The sequence below is a fragment of the Veillonella sp. 3310 genome (genome assembly GCF_003999875.1).
Taxonomy (GTDB): Bacteria; Bacillota; Negativicutes; order Veillonellales; family Veillonellaceae; genus F0422.
This window is the reverse complement of record NZ_RQVJ01000004.1, coordinates 73,808-100,164: the sequence shown is the minus strand read 5'-3', so window position 1 is coordinate 100,164 and position 26,357 is coordinate 73,808. Positions and strand designations below refer to the sequence as shown.

The 26,357-nt window shown below is 39.7% G+C and carries 22 protein-coding genes and 1 other RNA gene; 21 read left to right on the top strand and 2 right to left on the bottom strand.

Annotated features, from left to right (window positions below):
• Nucleotides 1-122: 122 nt before the first annotated feature.
• On the bottom strand, nucleotides 123-878 hold the full coding sequence (locus tag EO127_RS06620) for a DeoR/GlpR family DNA-binding transcription regulator (RefSeq protein ID WP_127448660.1): 756 nt from the start codon (nucleotides 876-878) through the stop codon (nucleotides 123-125).
• Nucleotides 879-1,094: 216 nt separating this feature from the next.
• Between EO127_RS06620 and dapF the strand changes: the two genes are divergently transcribed.
• Nucleotides 1,095-1,934, top strand: a complete 840-nt coding sequence (gene dapF / locus EO127_RS06615) for a diaminopimelate epimerase (RefSeq protein ID WP_127448659.1) — start codon at nucleotides 1,095-1,097, stop codon at nucleotides 1,932-1,934.
• A 259-nt stretch (nucleotides 1,935-2,193) separates the two neighbouring features.
• Here dapF and EO127_RS06610 read toward each other — a convergent pair whose 3' ends face one another.
• Nucleotides 2,194-3,351, bottom strand: a complete 1,158-nt coding sequence (locus tag EO127_RS06610; protein WP_127448658.1) for an S-layer homology domain-containing protein — start codon at nucleotides 3,349-3,351, stop codon at nucleotides 2,194-2,196.
• Between the two features lie 528 nt (nucleotides 3,352-3,879).
• Between EO127_RS06610 and EO127_RS06605 the strand changes: the two genes are divergently transcribed.
• The 20 genes from EO127_RS06605 (at nucleotide 3,880) to EO127_RS06510 (ending at nucleotide 26,263) form a co-directional block, all read left to right on the top strand.
• Nucleotides 3,880-4,617, top strand: coding sequence for a (Fe-S)-binding protein (locus EO127_RS06605; RefSeq protein WP_127069083.1), 738 nt, complete (start codon nucleotides 3,880-3,882; stop codon nucleotides 4,615-4,617).
• Nucleotides 4,618-4,628: 11 nt separating this feature from the next.
• The gene (locus EO127_RS06600; RefSeq protein WP_127069084.1) at nucleotides 4,629-6,074 is read left to right on the top strand and encodes a LutB/LldF family L-lactate oxidation iron-sulfur protein; all 1,446 of its coding nucleotides are present in this window, start codon (nucleotides 4,629-4,631) and stop codon (nucleotides 6,072-6,074) included.
• A 1-nt stretch (nucleotide 6,075) separates the two neighbouring features.
• Complete coding sequence (locus EO127_RS06595) at nucleotides 6,076-6,786, top strand: lactate utilization protein C (RefSeq protein ID WP_009353186.1); 711 nt, start codon at nucleotides 6,076-6,078, stop codon at nucleotides 6,784-6,786.
• 374 nt (nucleotides 6,787-7,160) lie between these two features.
• Nucleotides 7,161-8,039, top strand: a complete 879-nt coding sequence (locus EO127_RS06590; protein ID WP_127448657.1) for a mechanosensitive ion channel family protein — start codon at nucleotides 7,161-7,163, stop codon at nucleotides 8,037-8,039.
• Between the two features lie 118 nt (nucleotides 8,040-8,157).
• Nucleotides 8,158-8,709 carry a TIGR01440 family protein gene (locus EO127_RS06585; protein WP_127448656.1) on the top strand — a complete coding sequence of 184 codons (552 nt, stop codon included), beginning with the start codon at nucleotides 8,158-8,160 and terminating at the stop codon, nucleotides 8,707-8,709.
• A 16-nt stretch (nucleotides 8,710-8,725) separates the two neighbouring features.
• Nucleotides 8,726-9,184 (top strand): DUF3290 family protein, encoded by a 459-nt coding sequence (locus EO127_RS06580; RefSeq protein ID WP_127448655.1) that lies wholly within the window; start codon nucleotides 8,726-8,728, stop codon nucleotides 9,182-9,184.
• A 4-nt stretch (nucleotides 9,185-9,188) separates the two neighbouring features.
• Nucleotides 9,189-9,833 (top strand): DUF421 domain-containing protein, encoded by a 645-nt coding sequence (locus tag EO127_RS06575; RefSeq protein WP_127448654.1) that lies wholly within the window; start codon nucleotides 9,189-9,191, stop codon nucleotides 9,831-9,833.
• 355 nt (nucleotides 9,834-10,188) lie between these two features.
• An RNA gene (gene ffs / locus EO127_RS06570) (signal recognition particle sRNA large type) lies at nucleotides 10,189-10,329 on the top strand.
• Between the two features lie 55 nt (nucleotides 10,330-10,384).
• Nucleotides 10,385-12,679 carry a DNA polymerase III subunit gamma/tau gene (gene dnaX / locus EO127_RS06565; RefSeq protein WP_127448653.1) on the top strand — a complete coding sequence of 765 codons (2,295 nt, stop codon included), beginning with the start codon at nucleotides 10,385-10,387 and terminating at the stop codon, nucleotides 12,677-12,679.
• Nucleotides 12,680-12,690: 11 nt separating this feature from the next.
• Nucleotides 12,691-13,020, top strand: coding sequence for a YbaB/EbfC family nucleoid-associated protein (locus EO127_RS06560; RefSeq protein WP_009353175.1), 330 nt, complete (start codon nucleotides 12,691-12,693; stop codon nucleotides 13,018-13,020).
• Nucleotide 13,021: 1 nt separating this feature from the next.
• Nucleotides 13,022-13,615, top strand: a complete 594-nt coding sequence (recR, locus tag EO127_RS06555; protein WP_009353178.1) for a recombination mediator RecR — start codon at nucleotides 13,022-13,024, stop codon at nucleotides 13,613-13,615.
• Nucleotides 13,615-13,848, top strand: a complete 234-nt coding sequence (locus tag EO127_RS06550; RefSeq protein WP_371412863.1) for a hypothetical protein — start codon at nucleotides 13,615-13,617, stop codon at nucleotides 13,846-13,848. Before recR ends, EO127_RS06550 begins: the two co-directional genes overlap by 1 nt.
• A 14-nt stretch (nucleotides 13,849-13,862) precedes the next feature.
• Entirely contained in the window at nucleotides 13,863-16,517 is a 2,655-nt protein-coding gene (locus EO127_RS06545) for a 3'-5' exonuclease (RefSeq protein ID WP_127448652.1), read from the top strand.
• A gap of 178 nt (nucleotides 16,518-16,695) precedes the next feature.
• Complete coding sequence (locus tag EO127_RS06540) at nucleotides 16,696-17,994, top strand: adenylosuccinate synthase (RefSeq protein WP_127448651.1); 1,299 nt, start codon at nucleotides 16,696-16,698, stop codon at nucleotides 17,992-17,994.
• A 552-nt stretch (nucleotides 17,995-18,546) separates the two neighbouring features.
• Nucleotides 18,547-20,727 (top strand): ornithine decarboxylase SpeF, encoded by a 2,181-nt coding sequence (speF, locus tag EO127_RS06535; RefSeq protein WP_127448650.1) that lies wholly within the window; start codon nucleotides 18,547-18,549, stop codon nucleotides 20,725-20,727.
• Nucleotides 20,728-20,790: 63 nt separating this feature from the next.
• Nucleotides 20,791-22,107, top strand: coding sequence for a putrescine-ornithine antiporter (gene potE / locus EO127_RS06530; protein ID WP_127448649.1), 1,317 nt, complete (start codon nucleotides 20,791-20,793; stop codon nucleotides 22,105-22,107).
• A 259-nt stretch (nucleotides 22,108-22,366) separates the two neighbouring features.
• Complete coding sequence (locus EO127_RS06525) at nucleotides 22,367-23,317, top strand: cation diffusion facilitator family transporter (protein ID WP_127448648.1); 951 nt, start codon at nucleotides 22,367-22,369, stop codon at nucleotides 23,315-23,317.
• Nucleotides 23,318-23,342: 25 nt separating this feature from the next.
• A complete protein-coding gene (locus tag EO127_RS06520; protein ID WP_127448647.1) occupies nucleotides 23,343-23,933 on the top strand; it encodes a DedA family protein in 591 nt (196 codons plus the stop codon).
• A gap of 10 nt (nucleotides 23,934-23,943) precedes the next feature.
• The gene (locus EO127_RS06515) at nucleotides 23,944-25,545 is read left to right on the top strand and encodes a glycosyltransferase family 39 protein (protein WP_127448646.1); all 1,602 of its coding nucleotides are present in this window, start codon (nucleotides 23,944-23,946) and stop codon (nucleotides 25,543-25,545) included.
• Between the two features lie 10 nt (nucleotides 25,546-25,555).
• Complete coding sequence (locus tag EO127_RS06510) at nucleotides 25,556-26,263, top strand: uracil-DNA glycosylase (protein WP_127448645.1); 708 nt, start codon at nucleotides 25,556-25,558, stop codon at nucleotides 26,261-26,263.
• The last annotated feature ends 94 nt before the right edge of the window (nucleotides 26,264-26,357 follow it).

Here is a 26,357-nt window from a genome sequence, read left to right as displayed (position 1 = left end):
AATACATCGAAAAAGATAGATGTTGAAGTATAAAATAAATGCATAGATAAACAATGATTCATAGATTACAAAAAAGCTGTCATACAATATGGGGGAGAGACCAATGGATGACAGCTTTTGTATTAACGATGATGATCAACTTCTTGAATATTTGCATAGTTCCGATATAATTCATTAGGTAATTTCGTAGTAATAATAGACGCTTTATCAATGGAGGCAAAGGTTACAGATGAAATGCGATCAAACTTGGATGGATCTGCTAAGACGAAGGCATTGTGACATTTTTGTAATGCTTTTTCTTTCACAGACGCATCAAGAGGATCTTCTGTAGTAAAGCCTGATTTAAAACTAATACCATGGGTGCCAAAGAACCCTTGAGTAAAGTTATACGATTCCAATTGATTAAGGGCTACGCTACCGACGATTGATGAGGAAATGGGATTTACAGCGCCACCTAATAAGATGACTTTCAAATGACGTGATGCCAAGTGTGTAGCATGGTGAATGCCATTTGTTACAAAGGTTGCATTCGTATGCTGTAGATAGTGTAATACCATTTCTGTTGTACTGCCCGCATCGATAAAGATGAACCCAGAGGAGCTCACAAGCTCAGAAGCAGCTAGAGCAATAGATTCTTTCGCATCACGGTACATGACAGATTTAGGAACCATATCAATGTCCGTTGTTGTATGATCGATTGTGAGGCTCGCAGCACCACCGTGAACCTTTTGTAATAAACCTTTGTTGTGGAGATAGGCTAAATCTCTGCGTATTGTGGGCGCTGAAGAAGACAAAGCTCTTACCAGTTCATGTACGGTAACTACACGATTTTGTTTCAAGCGTCGTAAAATAGCAGAATAACGTTCTTCAGGAAGCATAGTAAAATCACCTCCAATATATGATTAACCTAATACTGCTTAGGAAAACGTACCTATTATTTTTCCTATATTCATGGTAATATAAATGACAAATAAATTATAGTAGTCTAAGGTGGTTTTCATCAAAATGTATAAAAGTAAAGACTATATTTTGCGATAAATTAAATATCCGCTCTGTGCGGATAGAGATTAGATAATACAGATGAGGAGATACGTATGAAAATAACAAAAATGCATGGTTTAGGAAATGATTTTATCGTTTTCTTCGATGATGGTACAAGCCAATTTGATGTGACAGGTATGGCACAACGTCTTTGTGATCGTCATACAGGTATCGGCGCAGATGGTCTTGTTATTGTCATGCCTTCTAAGGTAGCGGATGTGCGCATGCGCATTATTAATTCTGATGGTAGTGAAGCGGAAATGTGTGGCAATGGTATTCGTTGCTTTGCGAAGTATGCGTACGACCGCAAGATTATTGACAAAGAAGTATTCACGGTAGAAACGCTAGCAGGTATTATGACACCTACTATTATTGCAGAGGATGGGGTGGCTAAACTGGTGAAAGTAAACATGGGCAAACCGACTTTCCCAGCAAAGGATATTCCCATGGAGATAGAAGCAGGCAAAGTGATTGACTATACCATTGATGTAGATGGCAAATCCTATGTGGTGAGTTCTGTGTTGTTAGGGGTGCCGCATACAGAAGTGTTCGTAGAAGATGTAACGACAGTTCCGTTGACAGTATTAGGGCCAAAGATTGAAAAACATCCACTTTTCCCAAGAGGGACGAATGTAAACTTTGTACAAGTAGTGGATGAAAATACCGTGAAAGTCCGCACTTGGGAACGTGGTGCAGGGGCAACATTGGCATGTGGTACAGGCTCTTGCTCTAGTGCTGTTATGGCTCATGAAAAAGGTCTTACTGGTCGCTCTGTAGATGTGGAATTATACCTTGGTACTTTGCACATCGACTATGATGAGGACGGAACAGTGTATATGACAGGACCTGCTGCAGAGGTATTCACGTTAAATTTAGAGTCTGTAACTTGTTAGATAGATGCTAATAGGTAGAAACATAAGAAGTGTGAGCACTTAAATTATATAAATAATCAAGATATAATGACATCGCCATGTAGTCTTAGGAATATAATACATGTTAACGATAAAAGAGGAACGTTGATCAAATCGTATCAACGTTCCTCTTTTTCTATGTGCCATCATGAAAATATAAAAATAATAATATGGCTTTACATTAGATATGGCATGTTGTATTAGAGCTAGCTGCTCTAGTGCATTGCTAATTAATGCATGCTTAGGAATTAGTTTTGAGCTGGATTTTCTTGCCAAATTTTTTCATAAACGCTGTTTGTGTCGTAGCATGTAATTTGTCTACGGTTAAAATTAATCCATCTACATTTGGTGTAGGTGTTACAGCTAGGATAGTACCATGGGGTTCCAACTGACGATACAAGTAGGCTGCATCGGTTTGTAAATTATCGAAGTCCCCTAAGCTATAGGTACCTGTTGTAATGATGTGATTATCTAAGAAGTTTTTATCTTTGATGTAAGCCGTTTCTGCAGTAATGGCTTTCACATCACTAGAAGAGGTGAAGGAAATGACTAACTTGCCGTCACGCCAGAACATGGCTCCACGGTTGTGGAAATCATAGTTTTCACCAAATGTTTTTTTGATCAGACCTCGTGCGGTTTCTTCCATTTGCTGTTGCTGAATAGTGTGTTGAATAGCAGTCGATTCTTTGGAGAAGAGTAAACGATAGGTAATTTCTGCAGCTTCTGCCCGTGTTACATATTTTTCAGGATTGAACAAACCGGTTGTGCTGTAGTTGATAAATCCAAATAGAGCTAATTCACGTACCGAAGATTGCGCCCATGGAGCAATGAATTTTTGATCGCTAAAGTGAATTGTATCTAATGCAGTAGGGTCTTCTGTTCGGTATCCTTGGTAGTGTAAAAACTTATCTGCCACAACGGCAAACTCTTGGCGAGACATATACTGTTCTGGACGATAGGTAGAATCGCCATAGCCACTGATGATATTAGCCCTTGCGACGCTTTCAATGGCTAAGGAGGACCAACGATCAGAGGTGATGTCTGAGAAAGAGCTAGCTAACATGATGGAAGGCGTATCACCGAGCATCTTGCTGAATAAGGAGGCAGCCTCTTCACGAGATAAGGGATCATTCGGCTTGAATGTACCATTACGATAGCCACTCATGAGACCTTCCTTTGTCATTTTTGTAATCGACTCAAAGGCCCAAAAATTAGTTGGTACATCGGTAAAACGATATTTTTGGATTCGATCAAAAGTAGGAATACTGTTGGGCTGTGAGTAGGTAAATGTATTAGGTGCCACAGGAAGCGCACTGGTGGAGAGTGAGGTTGGAGCTTGTGCTTGGGCTAGTATTATAGGAAATGTAGTTAAAAAAAATGCTGTTATTATACGTTTCATAAAAAGACCTCCAGATATAGAGAATCGAATTGTGTTCTAGTATGTTTATCATACCATATTTGAAAGATTCGCTCCATGCGAAAAGAGTGATATTTATCAATGAATTTACTATAGAAAAAGTTGAATTATACATTGATAGTTATTTCTATTATGAGTTTTGGTTATAGAACTAATTTTGGGTAGGAATTAACGAATGAAAAGACATGTGTGTTTTAATAGAAGATTTGATATGTATTAAAATACATAAAAATTATACAAGCCTTGATGCTATAAGGCTTGATACGACTAGGGAAAACGTGTGATTTTTGCTACAAACTGGCCGATTGATAATGAATAGCAAATAGGCATAAAAATGGCTTCTTGCTAATATTGCAAGTCTTTTGTAATTACAGAAAATTTACTATATAATAAAATCATCAAAAAACTATTTAGACTAGATTGTTCTAAATAGTACATAGATGGAATACGATTGTTGCATTTTGCCAATCAAGTGATAGTAGTTTACTTTAAAGTTGAGGATGTGAAAAAATGAAAATTCATTTATTTCAACAATGTTTGATTGATATGTTCTACCCTCATGTAGGCATGGCAGGTGTAAAGGTTCTTGAAAACCTTGGCTGCGAATTAACAGTTCCTAAGAAGCAAGTGTGCTGTGGTCAGATGTTTGTTAACTCTGGTTATAACGAAGCTGCAAAAGGAGCTATCAAAAACACAATTGAACAATTCGAAAATGCTGATTATGTAGTGAGCATGTCTGGATCTTGTGCGTTCGCTATTCGCGATGAGTATCATCATATTTTAAAAGATGAACCAGAATGGTTAGCACGAGCTGAAAGATTGAGCTCTAAAATTTATGAGTTCACACAATTCATCGTTGACGTATTAGGGGTAACTGATGTGGGTGCTCGCTTTAATGACAAAGTGACATACCATAAATCTTGCCACGTAACACGCTTGATGGAAATCAAAGAACAACCTATGAAATTATTAGCAGGTATTCAAGGTTTAGAATATTTACCATTGCATCGTGCTGAGCGTTGTTGTGGATTTGGTGGTACTTTCACAGTAAAAAATCCTGAAATTTCCGCTGTTATGACAAAAGAAAAAGCGTTGAATATCGCTGATTCTGGCGCTAACATTGTAGCAGGTTCCGATATGGCTTGCTTGATGAATATTGAAGGTATGTTAGATCGACTTTACAAAGAAGGCGAAATTGATCGCCATATCCGTGTGATGCACATTGCGGAATTGTTGAATAGTCGATAGGAGGAGTCACCATGAGTAATATTTTATACGATACACGTCCGTTTAAGACACGCGTTAACGATGTGCTTGCTAATGACTTCAAAGTGAAAGCCATTCAAACAGCACAGGATGTATTTTATGAAAAACGTAAAGCTGTAGTAGATCAAGTTGCGGAATGGGAAGAGTTCCGTCAAGAGTCCGCTGATTTGCGTGACCATGTGTTGGCTAACTTGGATTACTATTTAAACCAATTTGCGGAAAATGCTGAAAAAGCAGGTGCCCATGTGCACTTTGCGGCTGATGATAAAGAAGCGACAGCGATTTGCATGGAAGTGCTTCGTGCAAAAGAAGCAAAAATGGTTGTTAAATCCAAAACCATGGTATCTGAAGAAATCGGTTTGAACCATGAATTAATTGAAGCCGGCATCGAAGTAAATGAAACTGACTTGGCAGAATTTATTTTGCAAACAGCGGACTTCGATCCTCCATCTCATATCGTAGTACCTGCCTTGCACTTCGAGCGTAACCGTATTCGTGATACATTTGCTAAAAAATTAGGTTATGAAGGCACTGAAAATCCAGAAGAAATGACTCGTTTTGTACGTCGCTATATTCGTGATCGTTTCTTGCGTGCAGATGTTGGTTTCACTGGATGTAACTTCGGCGTAGCTGAAACTGGTACTATTACTATCGTATCTAACGAAGGTAATGGTCGTATGGCAAGCTCCATGCCTAAAACGCAAATTGCATTGATGGGTATGGAACGTTTGGTGCCAGACTTTGCCTCTTTGGATGTCATGATGGAAATGTTGATTCGTTCCTCTGTAGGTGCTAAAATTTCTAACTACTTCTCCATGATCACAGGTCCTGCTCGTGAAGGGGAAGCAGATGGTCCAGAAGAATTACACATCGTTATCATCGATAACCGCCGTTCTGGTATTTTAGGTGGCGATTTTGAAGAAATGTTACGTTGTATCCGTTGCGGTGCTTGCATGAACATTTGCCCAGTATATCGTCATATTACAGGTCATGGTTATGGCTCTATCTATCCAGGTCCAATGGGTGCTGTATTAACTCCATTATTGGTTGGTTATGAAGAAGCTGGCGATCTTCCTTACGCGTCCACATTGTGCGGCGAATGTTGGGAACATTGCCCAGTAAAAATTCCGTTGCATGAATTATTGTTGAAACATCGTCAAGTGATTGCTGATAAATTACAAATGCGTCCAGCTCTTGAACGCAGTATCTTCCACACAGTGGCAGGTGTATTTGCGAATTCTTTCTTGTTCGATATGGGTACTAAAATGGGTGCTATCGGCATGAAATTAATGAGTAACAATGGACATATGGCAGATTGGACGAAAGTATTGCCAGTAGTTGGTGGCTGGGTGAAAGCAAAAGACATGGGCTTGCTCAAAATGAGTAAATTCCGTGATGAATATGCGAAACACGTAGCACAAAAGGGAAAGGAGAAATAAAATGGATCAAGCAAAAAAACAAGCCTTTTTAGGTCGCCTATCTCGTGCGTTAGGCCGTGACTCAATTCCTACATCTGTAACACCTTTTGATTTTTCAAAAGGCCCTCAAGAGACTATGTATTCTGACCTTAGCCATGAGCAAGTAGTACAGATGTTTAAAACAGAAGCAGAACGCTTGGGTACTAAATTAATCGAAGTGGACGCATCTCAAGTAGGCCAAGCTTTGGTAGATGAAATCGTTGCTCGTGGTGGCGGCAGTGTTGTGTACCCTAAATCTGCAGAAGTAGAAACATATGGTTTAGAAGCTGCATTCCAACAATTAGGGGAAGACCAAGCTACATTCTATCAATGGGATGCTACGAAAGGTCGTGAAGCGAACATCAATGTGGCGAAGGATTCTAATATTGGTATTACATTCCCAATCTTGGGGATTGCAGAAACAGCAACAGTAATCCAACCAAGTACAGAAGAATCTGGTCGTTCCTTGGGCTTATTGCCTTTAACGCATATTTCTGTATTGCGTGAAGATACAATTCATCCACGTATGACACAAACGATGGCAGAATTAGCGAAAATCTATCGTAATGATCCAGCTAAGTTCCCTACAAATGTGGTTCACATCTCTGGTCCATCCAATACTGCAGATATCGAGTTAGTTCGTGTCGTTGGTGTACATGGTCCGATTAATGTAACTTTCATCTTAGTTAAATAAGAGATATAGTTCATAAACAATTAGGATATAGGGTAGTTGATAGGCATATCAACTACCCTATATTTCTTGATTGTATAGTTTTTTTGCGGCTATAGGACAAAATGAGTTGGTTTTAATAGGGGTGAACCTAGTTAAATACTTGGCTTATTGAATTTTAAAGTTGTTAAAAATTTTGAAATAGGACAAAATGGGGCTATAGTAAATGTAGAGAATACCCTTATAGCAGTAGCTATCACATTTGATAAAAATCTCGTTGTATACTTTATTGACAAGTTTTGTTTCATGGATATAATAGAAGCTAATACTATGGAAAACTCATATCCTTACGCTATGAGTTACGCAATGACAACATAGATAAAGGAAAGGAGTAATGTATGTTATTAGCAGAAGAAAAAATTGCTACAGCTACAGCGGCGGGTGCTGAAAAAGTGGCGGAACATGTGGAGGAAAGTATTTCCTTTGTTAATCAAATGCAATCCTTATTGATTGAATATTTACCGAGTATTATCTTGGCCATTGTTGTATTAATAGTAGGTCGTTATATTGCTCTATTCGTAAGACGTGTGGCAGTACAGTTGATGAGCCGTGCCAGTTATGATCAAACGGTGCGCAGCTTTGCGTCTCAAATTATTTACTACACTATTTTGTCCGTAGTCGTGCTATCAGCTTTGTCCTTAGTGGGATTCCCGACGAATAACTTTTTAGCCGCTTTTGGTGCCTTTGGTATCGCTATTGGTTTAGCCTTACAAAATAATATGTCCAACTTGGCATCTGGTTTGATTATCTTGGCTTTCAAACCGTTCAAGGCAGGGGACTGGATTTCTGTAAATGGTGTAGAAGGTTCAGTGAAATCTATCCATCTCATTAACACAGCCATTGCTACCAAAGAAAATCGTATTGTATTCATCCCTAACTCGGCGATTACGTCTAATAACTTGATGAATAGTAACTATGAACAAACGAGATATATTACGTTTGTATTTGGTATTAACTATAATGCGAACCATCACCGTGCCATTGAAATTATTAAAGAAATTCTTGCGAGCACAGGTAAGGTTCATAATATGGATACATTAGAAATTGGCATCAAAGAATTTGGTGATAGCTCTGTGAATATTGTGGCATATCCTTTGATTAATGCGGACGAATTTAGAGAAGTCTATTATGGCGTCATGTCTGAAGTAAAAGATCGCTTTGATGCAGAGGGCATCGACATCCCGTATCCACAACGTGTGGTGCATATGGCTAACTAATCGCATACGGTAATGCTGTTTCGTGTCCCAATGTGCGGTACTTATAACAAAGTAATATGGTAGGATAGAGGTATACTTGCTTGAATCTATTCGTATTCATGGAAAGGAAGGTGCACCTATGAATGAAAATCTATATGAGTCTATGAAATCTGCTATAACGGAATTGGCTATGACAGCGAAACTGCAAGAAGGTAAACTACTGGTAGTAGGATGCTCCACTAGTGAAGTACGTGGTGGACATATCGGTAAGGACTCCTCTTTAGAGGTGGCATCGGATTTATTTAGAGCTCTGTCTGAGGTGCAAGGTGAATATGGCTTCGATGTGGCTATTCAATGCTGTGAACATCTTAATCGGGCCTTGGTAATGGAACGTCATGCTGCAGAGGCTAGAGGCTATGAAGAAGTAAATGTAGTGCCTGTACAACATGCAGGAGGTTCTATGGCAACTACAGCCTATGCCACATGGTCAGATCCTGTGTTAGTGGAGTGTGTAAAGGCTGATGCAGGTATTGATATAGGAGATACTTTCATCGGCATGCATTTGAAACATGTAGCAGTACCTGTGCGTTTAAGCGTAATAGAAATTGGCGCAGCCCATGTAACGGCGGCTCGTGTGCGACCTAAATTTGTAGGTGGCGAACGGGCGCAGTATAATGAAACATTAAAGTAAGAACTGTGAGGTAATTATGGAATTTTATACCTATGCCTATGTGGTGCAACGAGGAGAGTTTACATCTCTGTTGCAATACATTATGACATCTATTTTGCTAGTAGCATTGCTAGTAGTAGGTGTAAAAGTTATGTATAATCGCTTTGATACTAAGTTCCGTGACTTAGGAATTATCATTGTATTGGGGCTTGTGTTTTTATTGGGTTTACAAGTTAATGATTACACTCGTGATATTAATAGTGCAGAAGAATCAAGCTACATGGTGCAATTTTTAAATAATTTAAGTGAACGTGCCGATGTACCTAAGGATAAGATTCGAGTTAATACATTGCGCGTGCAAGATCGTATGATTGTCAGTATTGAGGAAGCTTATTTCGAGGTGACTTTCACTATGAATAAGGATGGTTATTCTTTACGGCCTGTGGAGATGATTAATAGTAATCCTAAGATTGTAGATGTGAAGAAGGATAAATGATAATATGTTAACAGGATATACATTAGTATTTATTAAGCTAGCCCTTGGTATCCTAGCCCTCATTTTGCAAATGAACTTGATGGGTAAAGGAAATTTAGCGCCGAACTCGGCCTTAGATCAGGTACAAAACTATGTACTAGGTGGTATTATTGGTGCTGTTATCTACAGTGAAAGTATTGGTATCTTGCAATTCTTTCTAGTCCTTATCGCGTGGACTATCGTGGTCATGGGCTTGCGTTTTCTTAGCGCTCATGTGCGATGGATTAAAACGCTCATCGATGGACGTCCTAGCATTGTTATTGACCGGGGTAAGATTCGTGTTGGTGAATGTTTGAAACGTGGTCTTCGTGGCAGTGATTTGCAGTTGAAGCTTCGCAGTGCAGGGGTTACCCTTGTGAGCGATGTACGCCGTGCTGTACTCGAGCAAAACGGGCAATTAACATTAGTCATGAACGGTGATGATATCATTCGCTACCCAGTGATTGTGGACGGAGTGGTAGACCCAGATATACTAGAGCTTGCGGACAAAGACATGGCTTGGTTGGAAGAAGAAGTACAAGACCAAGGATATTCTATTAGTGATATATATGTAGGAGAATACTCCAAAGGTCATCTAATTCTGCATCCTTATGAAGGGCGCAGAGGATAATACCATTGTATTTTAGGAGAGAATGGTGTATACTTGGAGCAGAAGGAATGAATCTTTCTGAGAGCGTTGTAGAAAATCATTCATGAACTCAAAAAAGGACGGTGGCAGCCGTCCTTTTTTCTTTCTACTTTCTATTCTTATAATACTTCAGAATTGCATATGTTAAAAAATTAACAATCAATCCTTGCAGAATAGGGGTAAGAAAGTTAACCCACCATACGAGAGCGTCGTAATCAACCTCCATGAACTCACCTCCTTTCGTTTAAAGAGGATACTTAAAGTATAGCATATTTTATGAGAGAAAGGGGTATAAAGCCTTGAATAGGACAAGGAAAACATGTATAATAATAGGGTAATAGCATTGGAATATGACAGTTCTATGGGGCTTGTGCAAGGAGAGCCTGTGAACCATGTCAGGCCTTGATTGGAGCAGCATTAAGCGGTAACTCTCTTGTGCCACGAGGAAACCTATAGGGCTGTCAGATTCGAGTGCTATGGTAAAGCAGCTAGCTTAGCTGCTTTTTTTCATATCTTAAGGGAAAGGAGGGGCTATGAGTTATTTAGCGTTATATAGACGATGGAGACCGAAACAGTTTACCGATGTTGTGGGTCAACACCACGTGTCGGATACATTACAACGAGCCATTCGTGAAGATAAAGTGGCCCATGCCTATTTATTTGCTGGTCCTAGAGGTACGGGTAAAACGAGTATGGCAAAGATATTTGCTCGCGCTATTAACTGTGAACAGGGGCCTACAGACACACCTTGCGGTCACTGTGAATCGTGTCAGCAAATGTTACAAGGACAAGCCTTGGATGTGATCGAAATTGATGCGGCTTCCAATCGAGGTATTGATGAAGTGCGTGCCTTGCGAGAACAGGTGAACTTCTTACCTGTGGTAGGTCATAAAAAAGTGTTTATCATCGATGAAGCCCACATGCTCACCAATGAAGCGTGGAATGCTTTGCTGAAAACCATCGAGGAACCGCCGAGCCATGTAATGTTCATTTTCGCTACTACAGAATCTGAGAAGTTACCAGTTACTATTTTATCTCGTTGCCAGCGCTATACGTTCCGCCGTATTACAGCTAAAGATATTACAGCTCACTTATTGCATGTAGCAAAGGAGAGTAACATTTCTCTTGATCCGGCAGCAGCACAAGTTATTGCGGTCCATGCAGATGGGGGCTTGCGGGATGCCTTGAGTATTCTGGATCAATGTTCTGGTATGACCTCGGATATGATTACAGCTCCTCTAGTAGAGACTATGATTGGCTTAGTGAGTAAATCTTGGGTTCTCGATATGGTGGATATATTGAAAGCCGGTAACGGAGCAGCATTACTGCAAGCTGTAGATGAAGCGCTACAAATGGGTCGTGATGCTCGTCAAATTGTAACGGCTTTAGTGGAACATTTGCGCGCTATGATTGTGGCAAAAGTATTGCCTGAGGCGGAAGAATTATTAGCCTATGATACGCATAAAGAGCGATTATTGGCGCAGACCAATGAGTTATCTATGGAGGAGATCGGGCGCTATATCAATGTACTCCAAGCGGTACAAAATAATGCAAAACAAGTAGATAACCCACGAGTGATTGTAGAAATGGGATTACTTTCGCTATTGCAATTAGGAGGAGGTACGTACCAAACATTAGAAGGGCGTATGACAACGATAGAGCAATTTGTAAGTCGTCAAGAAGATGCATTGCTCCAAAAGCTGAATGAGTGGGCAGAACAGCGACCTGTAGTAGTTGCCAAACCTGTGGTTGAATCTGCACCACCTGTGGCAGATACGGATGTATATGATGGTGTTCTAGAGGAGATTCCCCATCCAGTGGAGGATGATGTGTTATTGCCATCTGTCTCGCCGGTGAGAACTAGTTCTGCAAAAGCAACATCTCCTTTACCACCACCTCGTATAGCTAAGGTGGTTGGCTCTGGTGGTAAAAGTCCATTGCCACCCCCGTTGCGAAAGAAAACATCTCCAACGGTGACACCTAAAACGACGACATTTGACACGGCACAAGAGACGACTGTAGGACAGGGAATGGTCAGTCCTCATGAATATAGCACGATTTTAGCAAACGTGATAAAATGGTTGAGAGGTAAGAATTATGGATTGCTAAACACTATCTATCAGCAAGGAACCTTGGTGTACTTAGACCAAGAGCAAGCTATCTTGGTGTTCCCTACGCCGATTGCGGGTCCTATCTTGGTGCAACAGCAGCATGTAGAATGCGGAAAACAAGCGTTCCAACAAGTGACAGGACGACCGATTGTGGTGAAAGCCATCGATAAGAAGGATCCAAAACTGCAGGTGTATTTAGAGGCAGCAAAATCCTTTGGAGGAACTTCACAGCAAGGCGGACAGTCACAACCAACGATAACAGCTCCTGTGGTGGAACGTTCTAGCGAACCCGAGGAGATAGTACAACCGACAGTTGTGACGCAAGAAGTGGCACTGACTGCATCTCATGAGGAGATACCAGCTGTATCCAAAGTAGAGCAAACGCCTGAGAGTAGTAAACCTACTTATGTAGGGACAAATACAAATTCAAAGGTAGGCGCCGGTAGTGACCCTACTAATGTAGATGGTATTATTGATGATTTTCTTACAGTCTATGATAATCCAGAGGAAGTATTAAATCCATACTATCAAGCAAAAGGAGATGGCATGCTTTCAGAAGAAGGCATAGAGGAGATTCGGAAGTTGCCGAAGTGGTCTTCAGCAGAGGCCAGTGATGAAGAAAAACAAGAGCCCCTACTCTATGATGCATTGCAGCATATGGAGGCCAGTGGGTATGATATTTATGTTAAAGAAGTAGACGATTTGTCTAATAGTTAAGGAGGTTCACTATGTTTGGTGGCGGTAATATGCAAGGTATGTTAAAAAAAGTTCAAAAAATGCAAAAGGATATGGAAAAAGCGCAAGAAGAAATTAAAAACACCGTAGTGGAAGCATCTATCGGTGGTGGTGCTGTATCCGTAACAATGAACGGAGAACAAGAAGTGTTGTCCATTAAAATTGCTCCTGCTGCAGTCGATCCAGAAGATGTGGAAGCATTGGAAGATTTAATCTTAGCAGCTGTGAATGAAGCAAATCGCAAAGCAAAAGAAGTGGCAGAGAAAAAATTAGGCGCTGTCACAGGAAACTTAAAACTTCCTGGAATGCCAGGTATGTTCTAATATGACAAATCCTTTAGAACGATTAGTAGAAGAGTTGCGTCGCCTTCCAGGGGTAGGTGCTAAATCGGCTAGACGATTAGCATATCATCTCATTGAGGCCGATGCAGAAGATGTACAACGCTTAGTAGAAACCATTCTTGCAGCGAAAGAAGCCACACATAGATGTTCCCAATGTTTTAATTTATCTGCTCAAGATCCTTGTGAGTTTTGTGCTAGCTCTAAACGGGACCGATCGATGATTTGTGTGGTGGAAACATCGCGGGATGTCATCGCTATCGAACGCAGTGGTGACTATAAAGGGTTATACCACGTGTTAGAGGGGGCTTTGTCTCCTATTGATGGGGTAGGCGTGGAAGACATTCGCTTAAAAGAACTTATGTTGCGCCTTCAAGATAATACAGTGCAAGAGGTCATCATCGCTACAGACCCTGATGTAGAAGGGGAAGCAACGGCGCTATACATTGCTCGATTATTGCAACCTACGGGTATTAAAGTTACTCGTATTGCCCGAGGCATTCCTGTAGGTGGAGATATTGAATATGCTGATGAGGTGACTTTGAGCGGGGCTGTATTACATCGTCAAGAAATGAGGTAATGATGGATTACATATTGCAAGCAGTAGTAGCCATTGTTGTAGCTTGGGTGATTATCAAAGTAGCTTGGTTCACCATCAAACGAGTGGCGATAAATGTCTTTTTAGGTATGATTACCTATGCAGTGGCTACAGAAGTATTCCATATTCCTATGAATATGAATATTATGTTGTGGGCACTAACAGCCGTGTTAGGGCCTATACCAGTGCTAGGCTTAGCGTACTTTCATTGGTAAAATAAGGAGCAACTATGCAATCAAATACTGTTATACTTAATGACATTCAACAACAAGTTGTACAGGAATTAGACAGAAATATTGTATTGCTAGCTTCTGCAGGAACGGGAAAAACAAATACATTGTCCTATCGGGTGGCACATATCTTGGAAACAGGGCGTGCCACGGGCGATCAAATTTTGTGTCTTACATTTACGAATAAAGCATGTCGTGAAATGAAAGAGCGCATGATTGCCATTGTAGGACAAGAGGCACAAGCTGTGAAAGTATCTACATTTCACAGCTTTTGTTATACCATTTTGCAAGAAGAAGCAAAATTACAAGAAGACTTATTTAAAGAGTTTCTCATCTTTGATGAAGAAGATGCAGAGGAATTATTAAGCGAATTTTTGCCAGACCTTGTGAAAGCTTATAGTGAAGAGCAAGGTATTATGGCACCTAAAATACATGCAGATACGATTCGTCAGGTTATCAGCGCTGTGAAAGAGCACCGATCTAAGTATCAATATTATTCTTCTGATATAAGCAATGATTACAGGCGTACAATGGAGCAAATGAAACGGGATGAATCTGTTTGGTATAGCATTATGTCAGAAGAGACGGCTGCATTTTTAGATGAAACAGGTCTACAAGTGTTGATGGAATACGAGTGTCGCTTGCGAAACCTTAATGGATTGGATTTTGCCGATTTAATTACTCGGGTGCACCAGATCTTTCGGCGACCAGAAGTGGCGAATCGTTGGCGCCAGCGCTATTCGTATATTGCAGTAGATGAAATGCAGGACACCAGCGCATTAGAATATGAAGTAATGAATATCATGTGGAAGGGAAATCATATTTTGCTATGTGGGGACTACTTTCAAACGATTTATGAATGGCGTGGGTCTAATCCGATGACATTAATCGATCGGTATCGGAGAGATTATAACCCCATAGAATTGGTGTTTGACACAAACTATCGGTCGAATCAGATGCTGTTTAAAGGGGCCTTTTCCATGCTGAAAGATATGTTCCCTCAACGGGTGCGAGAGTTGTATCGAAAAGAGCCGAAAGCGATAGCCACACAACAAGGCGAGCCTATTTCCATATTTGCGGCTGAAGATGCCTATGATGAGGCTAAGTATATATTTCAGTCTATCCAACAGCTGAGAACTAGTGAAGAGATGCCGTCAGTAGGAATTTTAGTGCGCACCAATAAACAAGCTGTGCGATTAAGTGAACAGTTTAAACGATGCAATCAATCTTTGCCAGAAGAGAAACAATTGAAATTTATTTTGGCAGATGAGCTTAAATTTTTTCGACGTTTAGAAATCAAAGATATGATGGCATTTTTTAAATGCTTAGTGAATCCTTGGGATGTGATGAGTACAAAGCGCATCATTAGAACCTTTGTGAAAGGGATTGGTGATAAGCGCATGGAAGAATTAGAAAGCGCAGAAGTGAGAAAAACTGGCTTACGGATCACTGATTTTATGAGCACGAAAATCTTTACTCGGGAGCCTTATGAACAATTAGAAAAGGGGCTAGTGGCTAAAGATATCGTTGTGTTTGATGTAGAGTCTACAGGCGTGAATATTATGGAAGACCGTATTGTGCAGATGGCAGCCATCCGTATCGATGAAGAGGGTAATCAAATTGATAGTTTTGAACGATTCATCAACCCGGGAGTACCTGTAGGGGATTCAGAATTAGTCCATGGCTTTAGTGATGCGTACTTACAGAAGGTTGGGGGCGATGCACGAACTGTATTGGAAGCATTCAGACAGTTTGCAGATGGATCCATCATAGTAGGCCATAATGTGCAATATGATATGGGTATATTGGAGCAAGAGTGTAGCCGTCATGGTGTTGCTATGCCGAGAATACAAGCCATCTATGATACCTTAGATATCTATCGCCGGTTCTATCCTAATTTGCCAAACCATAAACTAGAGTTTTTAAGTGGGCACTTTCCAATCGACCATCAGTCTACGCACAATGCGATGGATGACATCATCGCAACGGGTAAATTATTGGTGTATGCGATGAAAGAAAATATTCTTCCCACAAAAGCACAGCGTATGGCATTTGTAAATAAGTACAGAGGTATATTTGCCAATATTGCTGCCTCTATGGATGCTTTACGTAGCAAGTGGAGTACGAGTAAGCCTACAGAGATCGTAGAGTATATTATGAATCATATGGGTGTTTTGACGCATTACCAAAAGAAAGTGCAAGAAGATCCTACAGGGCAACGCCGTGTACAAAGTATTCGTGAGCTATACCGCATTATGAAAGAGTTAGAAGCGGAACATCCACACTATGTAGGACGTGATGGAGTCAAAGAGATACTAGAAATGTCTGCCCTTCACTCCGGAGAGGGCATGTTTCGAAGAAAAGGAGATAGTCGTATCCCCATAATTACGGTCCATCAAGCTAAAGGCAGTGAATTTGAACATGTCTTTATTGCCAGTGCTCATGATGGAGGGCTTCCTTTTTATTATGCTGTGAGAGATGGAAAACTAGAAGAAGAAAAACGTATTTTCTATGTAGCATTAACCCGTGCTAAGAAACACTTGACCATCACCTATGCAAAGGTCAATGCGAATGGGTACTTTCAACAACCGAGTCGATTTCTAGCTTCTATTCCAGAGGAGTATGTAAAGCGAGTCACGTACAATCGCTGGTAGGGAATTTATTGGGCTAACCCTACCCTAATGTTTTCAATTTATGCTATAATAAAGTGTAAATAGTGTACGTTAGGCGCCTATTTACGAAGGTAATACTAATAATGGAAGAACTTTTAGAGCGATGACTTAATGTAGTCATTACGATAGAAAGTTCTATGATGTAATGGAGGCAATTCATATGGGAACCAATGTAGCAACAAGTATGGTAATTGGCACACAATGGGGCGATGAAGGTAAAGGTAAAATCGTTGATTATTTATCTGAACGCGCTGATGTGGTAGTACGTAGCCAAGGTGGTAATAATGCAGGTCATACAGTAGTCGTAGATGGTAAATCTTTCGCATTGCGTTTATTGCCTAGCGGTATTCTTTACGATGATAAAATGAATATCATTGGTACTGGTGTCGTTGTGGACCCTAAAGTATTGTTGGAAGAAATTGCAAACCTTGAAAAAGAAGGTAAAAGTGCAAAATCCTTATATATTTCTGACCGTGCTCACGTGATTTTACCGTATCATAATCGTTTAGATGAAGCGGAAGAATCTGTAAAAGGTGATGCTAAAATCGGTACTACAAAAAATGGTATCGGTCCATGCTATGCAGATAAAGTAAATCGTATTGGTATCCGTATTTGTGATTTAATGGATCCAGTTGTATTTGAGAAGAAACTTAAATTCAACGTAGAATTGAAAAATAAAATGTTAACAGCCGTATATGGTTTTGAGCCAGTTAGTTTTGAAGAAATCTTAAACGATTACTTAGGCTATGCAGAACAATTACGTCCGTTTGTGAAAGATACAAACTTTGCCGTTATCGATGCAATCAAAGCTGGCAAAAAAGTATTGTTTGAAGGGGCGCAAGCAACTATGCTTGACCTTGATCATGGTACATATCCATTCGTAACAAGTTCCCATCCAGTAGCAGGTGGTGCTTCTGTGGGTGCTGGTGTAGGTCCTAACTACTTAAAAAATATCTTTGGCGTAGTAAAAGCGTACTCCACTCGTGTTGGTGAAGGGCCATTCCCATCTGAATTGTTAGATGAAACTGGTGAATACCTTCGTCAAACAGGTCATGAGTTCGGTACGGTTACAGGCCGTTCCCGTCGTTGTGGTTGGTTAGATTTATCTGTTGTAACCTATGGCGCAGCATTGAACAGCTTGGATTATTTAGCTATCACTCGCCTTGATATCTTAGATGGTTTGGATGAAGTGAAAATTTGCGTAGGTTACACACGCAATGGTGAGCCTGTACAAGGATTCCCTGCTAGCTTAGATGTATTAGCAGAATGTGAACCAGTATACGAAACATTCCCAGGTTGGAAAACAGATATTTCCGGTATCCGCAAGTACGAAGAATTGCCAGAAGCAGCACGTCGTTATGTAGAGCGTATTGCAGAAGTAACCGGTGTAGAAGTAGGTATCGTTTCTGTAGGTCCTGGTCGTGATCAAACGATTGACTTAGTGAATGTATTTGCTTAATTATATGATGAAAAAGACCCTATATAGGGTCTTTTTTATATTGTGGCAAAAATAACGGCAGGCTATGCAAAAAATGCAAGAATAAAGAAACAATGATTATCTTGATAATAAAGAATCATTGTAATATAAAAAAACTAAGAATAAAAATTAATTAAATCTTGTATTGGTGGATAATTTATTAATAAATATTCGTAAGACACAATCTATATTGAGATATATTATCAATATAAGGAGTAGAAATATTAAAATATGATTACTATCTTATGAAATGCAATGTTAGTTTTGCATATCTAAATAAATGGGAATGTAAATGCATTTTTTAAGATGAAATAAAAAATAATATTCTATAGAATATAATACATTAGCGGTTTAACAGGGTAAAATATAACAAATTGCTATAATAGAAATAGTTAATTAAGGTTGAATTAAATTGTCATTCGGTGTAAGATTATTACGAAACGGCTACTGTATATTTTTATATCCATAGCTACCATGTCGACAATGGTTTTCAATAATTATGTCTATTCATAGTATGCAATAGGAGGCTTTATTATGAATCACTTACACATTGCGTTCTCTCATGATGCATTACAAGATTTTGAGGATTCTATTACTCGTTATGCAGTGACATTAGATGAAACTGATTTTTCTGATGTAGCTGCAATTGTGATTACTGATGCAGATCATGAAGAGGTACTAAGCAATCCATTGATTGAAGCTCTTCGCATTCCGGTATTCTTAGTGAAAAAAGATGCGAACTCCACTATTAAACCTGAATTGGTAGGCAAGATTACTCGCGTAATCGATGCTAATGAAGTGAATTACGAATTATATGTAAAACAAATTGAAGCGGCAGCTAAAAAATATGAAGAAGATATGTTGCCTCCATTCTTCCGTGCATTGGCAGATTACGTAGAAGATGGTAACTCTCAATTTGACTGCCCAGGTCATCAAGGGGGACAATTCTTTGCTCGTCATCCGGCGGGTCGTGCATTCTATAACTTCTATGGTGAAAATTTATTCCGTAGTGACCTTTGTAATGCAGACGTTAAATTAGGCGACTTATTGATTCACGAAGGACCGGCTTGTGATGCACAGCAACATGCAGCACAAGTATATAATGCTGATAAAACGTATTTTGTGTTAAATGGTACATCCTCTGCTAATAAAATGGTGTTAAATGCACTATTAGCTCCTGGAGATGTTGTTTTATATGATCGCAATAACCATAAATCCATCTCCCATGGTGCGTTAGTACAAGCTGGTGCCACTCCTGTATACTTAGAAACAGCTCGTAACCCATTCGGTTCTATTGGCGGTATTTTAGAACATTGTTTCAATGAAGAATATATCCGTAAATTAGTAGCAGAACAAGATCCTGAAAAAGCAAAAGCTGAACGCCCTATTCGTTTGGCGGTGATTCAATTAGGTACATATGACGGAACTATCTATAATGCTCGTCAAGTAGTCGATAAAATTGGTCATTTATGTGATTATATCTTATTTGACTCTGCGTGGGTTGGTTATGAACAATTTATTCCAATGATGAAAGATTGCAGTCCATTATTATTAGAACTAGGTCCTAATGATCCGGGTATCTTGGTTACACAATCTGTTCATAAACAACAAGCTGGTTTCTCGCAAACATCTCAAGTACATAAAAAAGACTCTCACATTAAAGGGCAAGATCGCTATGTAAATCATAAACGTTTGAACAACGCATTTATGATGCATGCTTCTACATCTCCATTCTATCCATTATTTGCAGCTCTTGATATTAATGCGAAAATGCATGAAGGAGAAGCAGGTAAATTATTGTGGAAAGATTGTGTAGAAACAGTTATTGATGCTCGTAAAGCAGTCCTTAAAAATTGTAAATACCTTCGTCCGTTAGTGCCACCAGTTGTAAATGGTAAAAAATGGGAAGATGGAAATACGGCTGAAATGGCACAAGATGTTAAGTACTTCGCCTTCGAACCAGGTGCGAAATGGCACTCTTTCGAAGGGTATGGTGAAGGCCAATACTTCATTGATCCATGTAAATTCCAATTGATTACACCAGGTATCAACGTAGAAACTGGAGAGTATGAAGAGTTTGGTATCCATGCTAATATCTTGGCTAACTATCTTCGCGAACATGGTATAATCCCAGAAAAATGTGACTTGAACACAATTCTATTCTTGATGACTCCAGCAGAATCCAAAACAAAAATGGATGACTTGGTAGCACAATTAGTTCGTTTCGAACAATTAATTGAACAAGACGCACCAATGCAAGATGTATTGCCATCCATTTACTACAACAATATTGATAAATATAAAGGCTATACAATTCGTCGTCTATGCCAAGAAATGCATGATTTCTACAAAGATCGTAATGTAAGCGAACTTCAAAAGAAATTATTCTTACACGAATACTTGCCTGAGTATGTAAAAACACCTCAAGAAGCAAACTTTGATTTTGTGCGTGGACAAGGTGAGTTAGTTCCTTTGACAGAAGCTGTTGGACGTATGGCATTAGAAGGCGCTCTTCCATATCCTCCAGGAGTACTTTGCGTACAACCAGGTGAAAGATGGTCTGAAACTGCTAGAGACTACTTCTTAGCATTAGAAGAAGGTATCAATAAATTACCAGGCTTCGCTCCTGAAATCCAAGGTGTATATATTACAACTCAAGAAGATGGAACTAAAAAAGCCTTTGGTTATGTATTGAAAAAAGAATTTGATAAATAGTTGTTTATAATGAGGTGAAGCTAGGAGCTTGCTCCTAGCTAAACCTTTCTGAGTGAGGTGCCTATGAGCAGCACAAGCGAAAATAAAATGAGTGTTTTACAGCTTACTATTTTAACAGCTGTAAATATGATGGGATCCGGTATTATCATGCTTCCAACTAAGTTGGCGCAAGTAGGATCATTGTCAATTGTATCTTGGTTAATTACAGCCGTAGGTTCTATGGCTCTTGCATATGCCTTTGCAAAAGCAGGTATGTATAGTAAAAAAGGCGGCGGTATGGGCGGCTATTCCGAATATTCCTTCGGTAAAGCAGGTAACTTTATGGCGAACTATACCTATGGCGTATCCCTTTTAATTGCGAACGTGGCCATTGCTATTTCTGCAGTAGGTTATGGTGCAACATTCTTAGATGCGAACTTATCTCCATTTACAACAGCAATGTGGACAATTGCTACATTATGGTTAGCTACAGTTCTTAACTTTGGCGGTGCTAGTATCACTGGTCGTGTATCTAGCTTTACTGTATGGGGTGTTATTGGCCCTGTATTTGTTATCTCCACCGTAGGTTGGTACTTCTTCTCTGGTCATTTGTACATGGAAAACTGGAATGTAAACAACTTGCCGTTTAACGAAGCAGCAACTAACTCCATTGCTATGACATTATGGGCATTCTTAGGTTTGGAATCAGCAGCAGCTAACTCTGATGCAGTTGATAACCCTGAAAAAAATGTACCGATTGCCGTACTTGGTGGTACATTAGGGGCAGCAGTTATTTATGTATTATCCACTAATATCATGTTTGGACTTGTACCAGCAAATGATTTAGTAAATAGTTCTGCTCCATTTGGATTAGCATTTGCTAGTATGTTTACACCAACAGTAGGTAAAATTGTTATGGGCTTGATGGTTATGTCTTGCTTTGGTTCCCTACTAGGTTGGCAGTTTACAATTGCGAACGTATTTAAACAATCTGCTGATGAAGGTTTATTCCCTAAATTATTCAGTAAAATCACATCGAAAGATGCTCCAGTTGTAGGCATGGTTACAATTACAATTATTCAATCATTATTATCTTTGATGACAATGTCTGAATCATTAAATGCACAATTTGAAGTATTAGTTAACCTTGCAGTTGTTACTAATATTATTCCTTATTTATTATCCATGGCAGCAATTATTGTTATCTTAAAATCTGCAGGACGTGGTGGTAGTGAATTAAGTGGAACTACTTTTATTGCCTTTATTGGTTCCTTATATAGCTTGTATGCTTTATATGCATCTGGCTTAGAAGCAATGACATATGGTTCTATTGTAACATTTATAGGTTGGACATTATACGGATTCATCTCTGATAAGTTCGACTTAGAAAAACAAGCCTAATTGTACAAAATAGTAATAGATGTTTCCTAGATATGGTTAATGGGAGGCAAGAATTACTCATATGATAATGATAAATGGTGTATCATACTTGTATGATACACCGTTTTTATATATACTTGTATATGAATACTTAAAACTGTTTCATAGCGTGTAGACCGCACATTATGCCTATAGGCTATAAAATAGTTAACCAAAAGATATTTTATTAATATCCATAGGAGATTGAGCCTGGGGCTCACTAGATTAGATAGGAGTATATATGTTAATACAAGATAAACATGCAGTGGAGCAACGATTATTAATTCAATCGGCTATACTCATGTCATTTGTGGCTATAGGTGGTACTATGATGGGGGTCTTTAGTGGATCCAGTGCAATCTTATTAGATGGGGTAGTGTCGTTTATTGCCGTTATTATTAAGGTGATGATGATCATTACCTCTAGATTGGTATCCAATGAAACAAGTAAACGCTTTCAGTTTGGCTATTGGCAGTTTGAACCGTTGGTGTTAATTGCAGAAGGTAGTTTTACCTTGCTTATCGTAAGCTATGCCTTTTTGTCGGGATTGACGGATTTATTGGGCGGCGGTCGTGCTGTTCATGTGGGACCGGCTATTATCTACGCTACGATTTTTACCATTGCTGATACGTGCTATTATTTCTATGTACACCAAATCAATAAAAAATTACAATCGAATTTGGTGAAATTCGATAATATTAGCTGGTCCATCGATGCCATGTTAGAAGCTGGGATTTTAGTGAGCTTTTTAGTGGCTTTCGGATTAGAACATTTTGGCTATGCAGAATGGGCCGTATACGTGGATCCTATTGTGCTCATCATTTTGTCGCTACAAATGATGCCGTCTGCTTTAAAAATTATCATTCCATCGGTAAAGCAAATTATGGGGGTGGCACCGTTAACCTTGCATAATCGAATTCAATTTATTATGGATTCTTTCATGGAAAAGTATAAATTTAAAGATTATGTGACTAGTGTACAAGCCTATGGGAATGTAAAAATGATTGAAATTGATATTTTGATTCCTAAGAACTTCCCTAAACAGACGATTGTAGAATTAGATGAAATTCGCGATGAAATTGACCTTGCCATTGGTGGTGACCCGGCAGAGAAATGGGTGACCATAACGTTTACATCTACGAAAAAGTGGATGGCAAAAGATTATTTATTAGATGAAGAAGACGAAGATTAATATATCTTCTGATGAGGCGAGAAAAATGGATTATGTATTGGGTGTCATGGAGACCTATGGCTATGCAGCCATGTTTATTTGCATGGTCTTAGAAAATGCGAACATTCCCATTCCTAGTGAAATTATTTTAGGATTTGCCGGATATTTAGTGTTTCAAGGCGTATTTGATTTGAATACAGCGATTATTGTAGGCGTTGTGGCTGGTGTTGTGGGTTCTGTGTTGTCCTATTGGTTAGGAGAATACGGTGGTAGACCAGTATTGATGAAATATGGAAAGTATATTTTATTTAGTGAAGATAAATTTGGTGCTGCAGAAAAATTATTCAATCGCTATGGCGGTGCCGCTGTATTTATCGGCCGCCTGTTGCCAGGCGTACGTACTTTTATTTCATTTCCGGCAGGGGTAGCTAGATATCCAATGACTCCCTTTGTGATTTGGACTACCGTTGGTACCATTCCTTGGACAATCTTATTAGTTTGGCTGGGCATGAAGCTAGGGGAACATTGGAAAGATTTGATCGAGTATAATCATGAACTACTGATTGCGATGATTGTCGTATTTGCTGTAGTGGCGGTAGTATATGGTTTGAAATATTGGAAACGTCGTCATAGATAGGGAGATGCGTATGAAATTACATCGTATGACCTATGTAGTATTTCTCTTTTTTTTAGGAGTTTATGTGCTAGGTAATCATCTGTTACCAGTGTCGGACCCAGTGGAGTCGAATTACGCTTTGACTGCAAAAGAGATGGTCTTGTCTGGAGATTGGTTGTCTCCGCAAATTTATGGGCACTATTGGTTCGATAAACCAATTATGATCTATTGGTTATTGAGTTTGTCTTATTCCGTATTTGGTATAACAGATTTTGCAGCCCGGTTTCCATCAGCTCTTTTTGGGGCTTTGTCAGTAGCTATGGCTTACCAAGGGGTGCGCACCTTAACGGGACAACGCTTAGGAGCTTTATTATCGGCTTTTATACTGGGCACTTCTCTTATCGTGTGGACCATTGCTCATGGGATTATCACAGACATGGTACTCCTATTTGCTACGGTAGGCACATTCTATTATGCCTATCGTGGACTACTAGTTAAGAATCCTTGGTATATGGCATTAGCTTATGGCTTTGCAGGCATCGCAGTATTGACGAAGGGCCCTGTAGGTCTCGTATTGCCGGGGTTCTTGTTCCTTGTGTATGCAGGGGTTAAACGCTCTTTATTAATGGTGAAAGCTTTATTTCCATGGCAAGGTATCCTCGTATTTTTAGCGATTGTCTTACCTTGGTATGGATATATGTACCATACTCACGGTATGGAATTTATCAATGGGTTTTTAGGGCTTCATAATGTAACGAGAGCGACTCAATCGGAGCATCCCGAGGTGAATCATTGGTGGTACTATCTACCTATTTTCCTAGGAGGCTCTCTCCCTTGGACGGGGGCTATTTTATATGGTATGTATCGGGGATGGAAAACAAGATCTGATGCTTATGTATATACCATGATTACTGGCTGGGGAACGATTTTATTTTATACGGTTATGGCTACAAAATATCCGACCTATGCCTTTATTTCTGTCATTCCTTTTAGTCTATTAGGGGCTTATGGGGTGATTTCTTTGAAAGATGCCAGTCATCGTGCTTGGTGGTGGCTATTAGGTCCTACCTTGGTCCTATGGTGGGCTCTTGGTATTGGTACTTTCTTTGCACCTTGGGGCTTTTGGTGGATACTGCGAGCATTTGTGGTAGGCCTTACCATATTCCTTGCTGGATGTTATTGGTATGGGAAACGATTAATGATGCCTTTCACAGTGGGCATGGGTACCTTGGTAGTGCTAGGTATTGTTCTCATGGAAGGACTGGTACCATTCTTGGGCTTGCGTTCTTCTGTGACCTATCATGAACAAATACGTAGCTTTCATGGACCTGTCTATTATTATGGAGAATATGCGGCGTCTGTACCGTATTATTTGGATATCACTCCCGTCCGTGTGGAGCCTAGTCCAGAGCGATTGGCGAAGTATAATGTACAACGAAGTGCGAAGTGGAATGGTAAGAATGTGATGCCTCAAATTGAGGAACAAGAATTATTTAAACGGTTGCAATCTGGAGAACGGATGCTGATTATTACCAATAAAAATTACGGTAAAGAATTAGAAGAATCTTCGGTAGGCCAATACTTAGAACGTGATACAAGTAGTTCTAAAGTAGTGTTATTGCATTCTAAATAGTGAGGTACCTATGTCAGTAGAACGATTGTTACGACAGTTAAAAGGGTTTTCTAGTCCGCATGTGTATAATCCTTGGAATGATTTTGATGAACGCTATGATACGAATCAGCGAGCGAGTTCCATTCGGAGAAAGCAATTACAGGCCTATTTAGAGCAGCGGTTAGATCGCGCCAAAATTCTTATCATTGCAGAAGCCGTAGGCTATCAAGGGGGACGGTTTACAGGGATTGCTATGACCTGTGAAAGAATGCTTTTAGGGCATCACCCTACAGTAGGACCCTCTATGGCGTTTACTGGTGTAGAGCCGAAGCGGACAAGCAATCCGAAGAGTGCATATATTACAAAACCGACACAAAAAGAAAAGGGCTTCAATGAGCCTACTGATTCTGTGGTGTGGAATGCCATGTTAGAAGCTAACATTGATCCTTATGAAGTGGTGCTCTGGAATATCTTTCCTTTTCATCCCTATAAGGACACAGATGGTTTGACGAACCGAACGCCTACAAAGCAAGAATTAGATTTAGGGTGGGCCTATACAAAACAACTTTTGGACTTATTTCCACAGGCTCGGATCATTGGAGTAGGACAGAAAGCAAGTTTTACACTCGGTGACTATGGCATCGATGTACAAGCTACATTACGACATCCAGCAAATGGAGGAGCAGGATTGTATAAACAGCAGTTCCGAGCTTTTATTGAGGAAGAGATGAAAGCTTAATAGATAAAGCAAAAAATGAAAAGTCGTGGCACTTCTGAAAAAGCGAAAAGCCGCAGAGCTTCTAAAAGACGAAAAGCCGCAGCGCTTCTGAAAA

What these genes read in the sequence shown, in the direction of transcription:
- EO127_RS06620 (WP_127448660.1), bottom strand. Translation starts at nt 878, where the DNA reads ATGCTTCCTGAAGAACGTTATTCTGCTATTTTACGACGCTTGAAACAA.
- dapF (WP_127448659.1), top strand. Translation starts at nt 1,095, where the DNA reads ATGAAAATAACAAAAATGCATGGTTTAGGAAATGATTTTATCGTTTTC.
- EO127_RS06610 (WP_127448658.1), bottom strand. Translation starts at nt 3,351, where the DNA reads ATGAAACGTATAATAACAGCATTTTTTTTAACTACATTTCCTATAATA.
- EO127_RS06605 (WP_127069083.1), top strand. Translation starts at nt 3,880, where the DNA reads ATGAAAATTCATTTATTTCAACAATGTTTGATTGATATGTTCTACCCT.
- EO127_RS06600 (WP_127069084.1), top strand. Translation starts at nt 4,629, where the DNA reads ATGAGTAATATTTTATACGATACACGTCCGTTTAAGACACGCGTTAAC.
- EO127_RS06595 (WP_009353186.1), top strand. Translation starts at nt 6,076, where the DNA reads ATGGATCAAGCAAAAAAACAAGCCTTTTTAGGTCGCCTATCTCGTGCG.
- EO127_RS06590 (WP_127448657.1), top strand. Translation starts at nt 7,161, where the DNA reads ATGTTATTAGCAGAAGAAAAAATTGCTACAGCTACAGCGGCGGGTGCT.
- EO127_RS06585 (WP_127448656.1), top strand. Translation starts at nt 8,158, where the DNA reads ATGAATGAAAATCTATATGAGTCTATGAAATCTGCTATAACGGAATTG.
- EO127_RS06580 (WP_127448655.1), top strand. Translation starts at nt 8,726, where the DNA reads ATGGAATTTTATACCTATGCCTATGTGGTGCAACGAGGAGAGTTTACA.
- EO127_RS06575 (WP_127448654.1), top strand. Translation starts at nt 9,189, where the DNA reads ATGTTAACAGGATATACATTAGTATTTATTAAGCTAGCCCTTGGTATC.
- dnaX (WP_127448653.1), top strand. Translation starts at nt 10,385, where the DNA reads ATGAGTTATTTAGCGTTATATAGACGATGGAGACCGAAACAGTTTACC.
- EO127_RS06560 (WP_009353175.1), top strand. Translation starts at nt 12,691, where the DNA reads ATGTTTGGTGGCGGTAATATGCAAGGTATGTTAAAAAAAGTTCAAAAA.
- recR (WP_009353178.1), top strand. Translation starts at nt 13,022, where the DNA reads ATGACAAATCCTTTAGAACGATTAGTAGAAGAGTTGCGTCGCCTTCCA.
- EO127_RS06550 (WP_371412863.1), top strand. Translation starts at nt 13,615, where the DNA reads ATGATGGATTACATATTGCAAGCAGTAGTAGCCATTGTTGTAGCTTGG.
- EO127_RS06545 (WP_127448652.1), top strand. Translation starts at nt 13,863, where the DNA reads ATGCAATCAAATACTGTTATACTTAATGACATTCAACAACAAGTTGTA.
- EO127_RS06540 (WP_127448651.1), top strand. Translation starts at nt 16,696, where the DNA reads ATGGGAACCAATGTAGCAACAAGTATGGTAATTGGCACACAATGGGGC.
- speF (WP_127448650.1), top strand. Translation starts at nt 18,547, where the DNA reads ATGAATCACTTACACATTGCGTTCTCTCATGATGCATTACAAGATTTT.
- potE (WP_127448649.1), top strand. Translation starts at nt 20,791, where the DNA reads ATGAGCAGCACAAGCGAAAATAAAATGAGTGTTTTACAGCTTACTATT.
- EO127_RS06525 (WP_127448648.1), top strand. Translation starts at nt 22,367, where the DNA reads ATGTTAATACAAGATAAACATGCAGTGGAGCAACGATTATTAATTCAA.
- EO127_RS06520 (WP_127448647.1), top strand. Translation starts at nt 23,343, where the DNA reads ATGGATTATGTATTGGGTGTCATGGAGACCTATGGCTATGCAGCCATG.
- EO127_RS06515 (WP_127448646.1), top strand. Translation starts at nt 23,944, where the DNA reads ATGAAATTACATCGTATGACCTATGTAGTATTTCTCTTTTTTTTAGGA.
- EO127_RS06510 (WP_127448645.1), top strand. Translation starts at nt 25,556, where the DNA reads ATGTCAGTAGAACGATTGTTACGACAGTTAAAAGGGTTTTCTAGTCCG.